Annotated in this window: 6 protein-coding genes; 5 read left to right on the plus strand and 1 reads right to left on the minus strand. The window is 69.2% G+C overall.

Annotated features, from left to right (window positions below; genetic code table 11):
- Positions 1–165 precede the first annotated feature (165 nt).
- Genes MTR62_RS18515 through MTR62_RS18530 form a run of 4 tightly spaced genes read left to right on the plus strand, consistent with a single transcriptional unit; the run spans position 166 to position 7,318 of the window.
- Positions 166–3,549, plus strand: coding sequence for a transglutaminase family protein (locus MTR62_RS18515; RefSeq protein WP_244023721.1), 3,384 nt, complete (start codon positions 166–168; stop codon positions 3,547–3,549).
- Entirely contained in the window at positions 3,539–6,079 is a 2,541-nt protein-coding gene (locus MTR62_RS18520; RefSeq protein WP_244023723.1) for a circularly permuted type 2 ATP-grasp protein, read from the plus strand. The genes MTR62_RS18515 and MTR62_RS18520 overlap by 11 nt, the downstream gene beginning before the upstream one ends.
- Entirely contained in the window at positions 6,079–6,960 is an 882-nt protein-coding gene (locus tag MTR62_RS18525) for a transglutaminase family protein (RefSeq protein WP_244023726.1), read from the plus strand. The genes MTR62_RS18520 and MTR62_RS18525 overlap by 1 nt, the downstream gene beginning before the upstream one ends.
- A gap of 40 nt (positions 6,961–7,000) precedes the next feature.
- Positions 7,001–7,318, plus strand: a complete 318-nt coding sequence (locus MTR62_RS18530) for a DUF1294 domain-containing protein (protein WP_327194431.1) — start codon at positions 7,001–7,003, stop codon at positions 7,316–7,318.
- Positions 7,319–7,356: 38 nt separating this feature from the next.
- Here the strand turns inward: MTR62_RS18530 and MTR62_RS18535 are convergent, their stop codons facing one another.
- The gene (locus MTR62_RS18535) at positions 7,357–7,803 is read right to left on the minus strand and encodes a hypothetical protein (RefSeq protein WP_244023729.1); all 447 of its coding nucleotides are present in this window, start codon (positions 7,801–7,803) and stop codon (positions 7,357–7,359) included.
- A gap of 361 nt (positions 7,804–8,164) precedes the next feature.
- Between MTR62_RS18535 and MTR62_RS18540 the strand changes: the two genes are divergently transcribed.
- Positions 8,165–8,401 carry a hypothetical protein gene (locus MTR62_RS18540; RefSeq protein ID WP_244023731.1) on the plus strand — a complete coding sequence of 79 codons (237 nt, stop codon included), beginning with the start codon at positions 8,165–8,167 and terminating at the stop codon, positions 8,399–8,401.
- Positions 8,402–8,692 lie beyond the last annotated feature (291 nt).

Raw genomic sequence — 8,692 nt, forward strand, 5'->3', positions numbered from 1 at the left:
CACCCGACCTCCCAACTAATGTACACTTTTGTGGGAGGTCGGGTGGGGGCGCGGGCTGGTGCCGTCCCCAAAAGTCGCCGTTGGGCGACTTTTGCATCAGGCTCGAGTCGAAAGCCAAGTAAACAGCGTTGCAGTGCAGCACTGTTTCGCGCACAGTCATGCGCGATGATCAAAGCGGCACTGCACCACCTCACTCGCTACCGCTACTCCAAGCGGATCCGGCTCGGCCCCCAGGTGATCCGGCTTCGTCCGGCTCCGCATTCGCGCACGCAAGTGCCGAATTACTCGCTCAAGATCTCCCCACCGGAACATTTCATCAACTGGCAGCAGGACCCGCACGGCAACTGGCTGGCGCGCGTGGTCTTTCCCGAGCCGGTCGATCATTTTTCGATCGAGGTCGATCTTCTCGCCGAACTGGCGGTCATCAACCCGTTCGACTTCTTCGTCGAGCCCGAGGCCGAGGAATACCCCTTCGCCTATTCCGATGCGATGAAGGCCGATCTCGCCGCCTATTTCGAGGTCGAGGAACAAGGCCCCCTGTTCGAGGCGCTGGTCGCCCAGCACGCCGGGCACGAGGGGCGCACGGTCGATTTCCTGGTCGACATCAACCGCCGCCTGCAGGAACGCATCGGCTACGTGATCCGCATGGAACCCGGCGTGATGACGCCCGAGGAAACGCTCGAGGCGGGGATCGGCTCGTGCCGCGATTCGGCCTGGCTGCTGGTTCACCTCCTGCGGCGGCTGGGCTTTGCCGCGCGGTTCGTCTCGGGCTACTCGATCCAGCTGGTCGCCGACGTGCTGCCCAAGGAAGGGCCGCAGGGCGTGCTGCAGGACGTCACCGACCTGCACGCCTGGGCCGAGGCCTTCGTGCCGGGCGCGGGGTGGATCGCGCTCGATGCGACCTCGGGGATGTTCGCCGGGGAAGGCCACATTCCGCTCTGCGCCGCGCCGCACTACCGCTCGGCCACCCCGATCGAGGGCATGGCCGAACCGGCCGAGGTCGATTTCGACTTCCGCATGGACGTCAGCCGCATCGCCGAGGCGGTGCGCATCACCAAGCCCTTCACCGAGGAGCGCTGGGACAACCTGCTGGCGCTGGGCGACAAGGTCGATGCCGATCTTGCGGCGGGCGGGGTCAACCTCACCATGGGCGGGGAACCCACCTTCATCGCCGCGACCGATTTCGAGGCGGGCGAATGGAACGGCGAGGCGGTCGGCCCGACCAAGGCGGCCTATGCCGACCAGCTGATCCGGCTCCTGCGCGCCAAATTCGCGCCCGGCTCGCTGCTCCACCACGGGCAGGGCAAGTGGTATCCGGGGGAAACGCTGCCGCGCTGGGGCTATTCGATCTACTGGCGCAAGGACGGCGAGCCGATCTGGCGCGACGATGCGCTGCTGGCGGGCGAAAAGCCGCTTGAAAAGGGCGGCGATCCCGATCCGGTGCCCTCGGTCTCGGTCGAGGAGGCGGCGCGCGTGCTCAAGCTGGCGGCGGCGAACCTGGGCGTCGAGCCCGAGTTCGTCCAGCCGGTCTATGAGGATTCGGGCGTGTGGATGCTGCGCGAGGACGAGCTTCCGGTGAACACCACGCCGATGGACCCGGCGATCGAGGACGAGGAACTGGCGCGCCGCTTCCGGCGTACCTATCGGCGCGGGATGGACCGCCCGGTCGGCTTCGTGCTGCCGATCCAGCGCTGGCAGACCAAGGTCGCGCCGATCCGCCGCCACTGGCAGAGCGAGTTGTGGCGGGTGCGCAAGGGCGTGCTGACCGCGGTGCCCGGCGACAGTTCGCTCGGCTACCGTCTGCCGCTCGGCTCGCTGCCTTACGTGGCGCCGGCGAATTACCCCTACATCCACCCGCGCGACACCGCCGAGGAGCGTGCGCCGCTTGCCGACATCCGCCGCCAGGTGACCGAGCGCGGCAAGCAGATGCGTGAAGGCATCGCCGGACAACGCTTCGAGACGGTGCCCGAGCCGGTCCACTTCGGCGAGACGATCGTCGAGCAGGACATCATCGACGGCGCCGTGCGCACCGCCATGACGGTCGAGCCGCGCGGCGATTATCTCGCCGTGTTCATCCCGCCGACCGAGTGGCTGGAGGACTATCTCGAACTCGTCGCCGCGATCGAGCAGGTGGCCGAGGACACCGGCCTGCCGGTGCGGATCGAGGGCTATCCCCCGCCGCCCGACCCGCGCCTCACCGTGCTCAAGGTCACCCCCGATCCGGGCGTGATCGAGGTCAACATCCACCCCGCCGCGTCCTGGCGCGAGAGCGTCGAGATCACCGAGACGCTCTACGACTGCGCGCGCGAGGTGGGGCTGACCGCCGACAAGTTCATGGTCGACGGACGCTCGATCGGCACGGGCGGGGGCAACCACATCGTGCTGGGCGGACCGACCCTGCTCGACAGCCCGTTCATCCGCCGTCCCGACCTGCTCAAGAGCTTCGTGCTCTACTGGCAGCGCCACCCTTCGCTCAGCTACCTGTTCTCAGGGCTGTTCATCGGCCCGACGAGCCAGGCCCCGCGCATCGACGAGGCGCGCCACGATGCGCTCTACGAACTCGAGATCGCGCTGGCGCAAGTGCCCGATCCGTTCACCGGGGGGATGCAGCCTGCGCCCTGGGTGGTCGACCGATTGTTCCGCAACCTGCTGGTGGACGTCACCGGCAACACCCACCGCACCGAGATCTGCATCGACAAGATGTTCTCGCCCGACGGGCCGACCGGGCGGCTCGGCCTTGTCGAGTTTCGCGGTTTCGAGATGCCGCCGGACGGCAAGATGAGCCTGGCTCAGCAGCTGCTCCTGCGCGCGCTCACCGCGTGGTTCTGGACCACCCCGCAGGAGGGCTCTCTGGTGCGCTGGGGCACGCAGCTGCACGACCGATTCATGCTCGGCCATTTCGTGTGGGAGGATTTCCTCGACGTGCTCGGCGATCTGCGCCGCGCCGGATACGACTTCGACCCCGCCTGGTTCGAGGCGCAGCGCATGTTCCGCTTTCCGATCCACGGCGAAGTCGAGGGGGGCGGCGTCACGCTTGAAATCAGCCACGCGCTCGAACCGTGGAACGTGCTGGGCGAAACCGGCGCGATCGGCGGCACGGTGCGCTATGTCGACAGTTCGACCGAGCGGCTCCAGGTTCGCGCCAGCGGCCTCGTCAAGGGGCGCCACGTCATCACCTGCAACGGGCGGCGCGTGCCGCTGACGATGACCGATGCGGGCGCGGGCGAGGGTGTGGGCGGCGTGCGCTACAAGGCGTGGTGGCCGGCCGAGTGCCTTCACCCGCTGCTGCCCCCGCACACCCCGCTGACCTTCGACATCTACGACTTGTGGAACGGCCGTTCGCTGGGCGGCTGCGTCTACGAAGTCGCGCATCCGGGCGGGCGCAACTACGACACCGTGCCGGTCAACGGCTACGAGGCCGAAGCGCGGCGCAAGGCGCGCTTCACCCCGCACGGCCACTCGCCCGGCCCGCTGGCGACCCCGCCCGAGGAACTGCCCGGCGAATTCCCGCACGCGCTTGATCTCAGGCGCCCGCCACGTGTCCACTAGGCCCCCTGCGGCGCGCCGGGCGGGGCGGGCCGCGGCGCGCAAGGCAAGCTGGTTCGAACACTACCCCGCGAGCGCTGCGGGCGGCGATCTCTACACCGATGCGCCGCGCTGGGTGGCGCATCGCTGGGACGCGGTGGCGGGCGAACTGGCGCGGCTGGGCGAGGGCGATCCCGCCGCCGTGCAGGACGCCACCACGCGCAACGCCGCCGACCTTGGCCTGACCTTCCGCGTCACCGGCGACGAGGACGAGCGCGCCTGGCCGGTCAACGCGATGCCGCTGGTGATCGGGGCGGGCGAATGGGAAGGGCTCGAACGCGGGCTCATCCAGCGCGCCGACATGCTCGAGCGGCTGGCCGCAGACATCTACGGCCCGCAGCGGCTGGTCAAGGAAGGCCACCTGCCCGCCGCGGTCATCGCGGGCAGCCCCTATTTCGTGCGCCGGATGATCGGCCACACCCCGCCAAAGGGGCGCTTCGTGCAGGTCTATTCGGCCGATCTCGCACGGGGGCCGCGCGGGCAGTGGCGGGTGCTGCAGGACCGCGTGCGGCTGGCCAGCGGGATCGGCTACACGCTCGAAAACCGGCTCGCGATGTCGCGCACCACCGGCGATCTGCTGGGCGCCAGCAACGTGCGGCGCACGGCGGGTTTCTTCGAGGACATGCGCGAGGGGCTGGCGGCGGCCTGCGGGCGCGAGCGGCCGCGCGTCGCGCTGCTGACGCCGGGGCGGTTCAACCAGACCTATTCCGAACAGGCGCACCTGGCGCGCTATCTCGGCCTGCCGCTGGTCGAGGGGCGCGATCTTTCGGTGCTCGACAACCGGCTCTACGTCGGCACGATCGCCGGGCCCAAGCGGGTCGACGGGATCTGGCGCTGGATCAACACCGACCGGCTCGACCCGCTGGCGTTCGACGCGCGCAGCCAGCTGGGGGTTGCCAATCTCTACGAGGCCTGGGCTTCGGGCGAAGTGGGGATGGCCAACTGGCCGGGGACCGAAGTGCTCGAGTCCGCAGCGCTCGCCGCCTTCATGCCGCGCCTGTGCCGCATCCTGATGGGCGAGGCGCCGCTTTTGCCGAGCATCGCGACCTGGTGGTGCGGCCAGGCGAGCGAGGGCGCGACGGTCGGCCAGCGGATCGACGAACTGGCGCTGCTGCCCGCCTTCGGCCAGCCGGTCGAAGGGCTCGCCGCGAGCCAGCCGGTGGCGGGAGTTGCGCTTTCGGGTGAGGAGCGCGCGCTGTTCACCGAAGCGCTGCGGCGCCGCCCGATGGACTATTGCGGGCAGGAAATCGTCCAGCTTTCGACCACGCCCGCGATCATCGAGGGCAAGGTCGCCGCGCTTCCCTTCACGCTGCGGGCCTTCGTCGCGCGCACCGCCGATGGCGGCTGGACGGTGATGCCCGGCGGCTTTGCGCGGCTTTCCTCGGGGCCTTCGCGGCCGACCACGATGATGGGCGAGGGCGACCTGTCGGCCGATGTCTGGGTGGTCGACGAAAAGCCGACCGACCAGCACCAGCGCACCACGCTCTCGGCCGAACCGCCGATCTCGCGCGGGGGCGGCATTCTTGCCAGCCAGGCGGCCGACAACCTGTTCTGGTTCGGCCGCTACAACCAGCGCGGCGAAATCGTGCTGCGCATCGTGCGTTCGCTGCTGGGCAATTCGATGGAGGGCGAAAGCGGCCCCACCGGGGTTGGCGAAGTGGCCGCAGGGCTCGTGCGCCTGCTTGCCTTCTGGGGCGCGGCCGGGGGGACGGCCGGGACCGGGGCGGCAGCCGGGAATGGCGCGGGGGCGCTCGATGCCAACGCAGTCTGTGCCCGCGCGCTTTCGGACGGATCGCTGGTGGGGTCGGTGGCGACGCTGCTGCGCCGCCGGATGGAGGCGGGGATGAGCCTTCGCGAACGCTTTGCGCGCGATTTCTGGCGCATCGTCAGCCGCCCGATGCCGGTGATTTCCGCCGGGCGGCCGCAGGAGATGCTCGCCACCTCGCGCAATCTGGGCGAGCATTTCAGCGCGCTTTCGGGGCTGGTCGCGGAAAACATGGTGCGCTCCTCGGCCTGGCGTTTCCTGTTGATCGGCCAGCGGATCGAACGCGCGCAGGCGATCTGCCGCATGGCCCGCGAACTGACCGCGCTCGGCCCCGCCAGCGCCGAGGTGGCGAGCGGGGTGCTGCTCGACTTGTGCGACAGCCAGATCATCTACCGCACGCGCTACCTCACCGCGCCCATGCCCAACCCGGTGCGCGATCTCGTCCTGCTCGATCCCGACAACCCGCGCGCGCTGGTGTTCCAGGTGGCGCAGATCGTCGAGCATCTCTCGCAATTGCCGAGCGTTCGCGACGACAACGTGCCCGAGGCGCCCTTGCGCGCCGCGCGCGCGATCCTGGGCAAGCTCCAGGCGGCGGTGGCCGAGGAGATGGACGCGGCGCGGCTCGAAGCCTTCGAGCGCGAACTTTTCACGCTGTCCGACCTCGTCTCGCAGCGCTACTTCCTCCAGTTCGACCGCGAAGGCGCCGAGCGCCGCACGAGATTGATGTAATGCGCTACGCCGTCAGCCACCGCACCACGCTGTCCTATGCCTCGCCCGTGCGCCTTGCGCAGTTCAACGTGCGGCTGCGCCCGGTGACCTGGCCGGGGCAGAGCGTGTCGGACTACACGCTGCGGGTCGATCCCGAGCCGGCGCAGATTTCGGAAGGCGACGGCAGCTACTTCGTCAACGAGGCGCGCTTTGCGCTGCACGAGGCGATCAGCCAGCTCACCATCGAAAGCCGCTTCACCGTCGAGCGCGAGGATGCGCCGTTCTACCTTGCCGAGGCGAGGGGGCCGGGGCTCTACGACTTACGCGAAAAGGCCATGGCGCTGCCCGATCTCTCGGCGCTGGGGCCGGCGTCCTATGCCTTCGCTTCGCCCATCGCCGCGCCCGAGCACGAGATCGCGCTGTGGGCGGGGAGCCATCTCGACGAGGCGATGCCGGTGATGGAGGCGGGGCGCGTGCTGATGGAGGCGATCCACGCCGAATTCACCTTCGATTCGACCGCCACCGCGACCGACACCCCGCCGATCGAGGCGTTCCGCAACCGCCACGGGGTGTGCCAGGACTTCACCCACGTGATGATCATCGCGGCGCGCGCGCGCGGGATCCCGGCGGCCTACGTCAGCGGCTACCTGCGCACGATCCCGCCGCCGGGGCAGGCGCGGCTGGTCGGCGCGGACGCGATGCACGCCTGGGTCAACCTGTGGTGCGGCGAGGAACTGGGCTGGGTCGGCTTCGATCCGACCAACAACAAGCTTGCCGATGCCGACCATATCCTGATCGGCATGGGGCGGGACTACGCCGATGTCGCCCCGCTCGACGGGACGTTCCGCGGCAGTTCGCAGCAGACGATGTTCTACGCCGTCGACGTGGCCCCGCTGGACTGAGCGGCTGGGGATGAGCGGCGGGGACGGGGGAGTATGGCCGGTGGCCGGCTGGGCAGCGCTTGTCTGGCTGGTGCTGGTCAACGCGGTGACGTACGCCGCGTTCTGGCTCGACAAGCGGCGGGCCGAGGGGGCGCCGAAAAAAGGCGCTAAAGGACGGGCGCGAAAGGGGCCTGCGCGCATTCCCGAGCGGCGCCTGCTGTTGCTCGCCGCGCTCGGCGGCAGCCCGGCCGCCTTTCGCGCCCGCGCGCGGCTGCGCCATAAGACCCGCAAGCAGCCGTTCTCGGCGCGGCTCAAGGCCATCGCGACAGCGCAGGTGTTCGTGTTGGCCGCCGGGCTGGGCTGGGGCCTCCTGCGCTGAAGGGCGCGCGTTGTGACGCGCCACCCCTCGCTGGCGCGTCAGTCGCGCAAAGGCCGCGCGCCCACCGCTTCGCCCGGAAAGATCCCCGCCATGGCCATCGCCGCCCCCACGCGCGAAAGCGTGTCGAGCAGGTCGCCCACCGCGTCCTCGGCCACCACCAGCTCGATCGTCGCGCGCGTCGCGATGGGCCCGCGCGCGCGCAGCGAGGTGATCAGTTCGAGGATGATCGCCTCGTGCTCGGACACGTGATCGCAGCCCACCGGGCAGAAGTGCAGCGTTTCGAGCGCTTCGCGGTTGAGGATCAGCATCGTGCGGTGAAACGGCTGGAGCGCGCCGATCATGCGCCACTTGGCGAAGGCCGGGGCGAGCATCTGCGCGGGGCAGTGGCGCCGCGCGATCGAGGTGACCCAGGCGCGCATCGACCAGACGAGAAAGCGGCAGCCTTCGTCCAGGGAACTGAGCGGGCGGTCGACGTACTGGTACATGCGAAGGTCTCCATTCGTGGCTTCGACGCGCATTCACGGCTGCAAGATTCTGATTCGAAAGGTCAATTCGACAAAGTTGCGCGAAACGAATCTTAGGGCTTGTAACTGCGAATGATTATCATTAGCTACTGTTGCGCGGCTTGATGCTTCCGTCAAGTCCCCCCGGGAACCGCCGTCAGAGCCTTCGGCTCGCGTCATGGGGCGTCGGACTTCCCATCCTGTGTCCTTGGCCGGAGCGGCTCCTTGCCTTGCTCGCTCCGGCCATTTTTTGCGCCGTGGGAACAGCGCTCTCCACCGTCCGAATTTTCCGAATTAATTGCGCTGTTGCAACCATTTGCATTCTTGCTAGGGGGCACGATCCATGGCAGCCCCAGCCCCCATGGTCTGCGCATGGCTCCACCACTTTCTTCGCGCGTTCGCCTATCGCTGGCTGCCGGTTCTGGCGGGCATGATCGGCGTGCGTATCGGGTTCGATGGCCTCGAGCCGACGCTGCATCGGCTGCCGCTGACGTTGGCGATCGTCGCCGGGCTCGCGCTCCTGTGCACGAGCTGGCGCTTCTGGCGCGACCAGCGCCGACGGCGGCGGCGTTTCGGCTAACGCGGCTGCGGCCTGCCGCGCTGGATCCTCCCCGCCGCCAGGTTCCCCACCCCGCTGCGACTAGCCTCGCGTTGTTCGGCACGTCTCGCGGCCCTCCCGCCAGCGGGAGGGGGTGGGCCTGGGGGTGGCGTGGATTTTCGCCCACAACTCACCCACCGGCTATCCCGATGTTATCCACAGGCCCGATGTTATCCACAGCGTTGTGCGCCGGGCGGCCACCGGCTCGGGTGTCAGCCGCGCGCCGCGCGCACCGCTGCGCCGCCCGCAAAGGGCGCCAGGGCGAGCAGGACG

Origin of the sequence: Novosphingobium organovorum, from assembly GCF_022832435.1 — a bacterium.
GTDB classification, from domain to species: domain Bacteria; phylum Pseudomonadota; class Alphaproteobacteria; order Sphingomonadales; family Sphingomonadaceae; genus Novosphingobium; species Novosphingobium organovorum.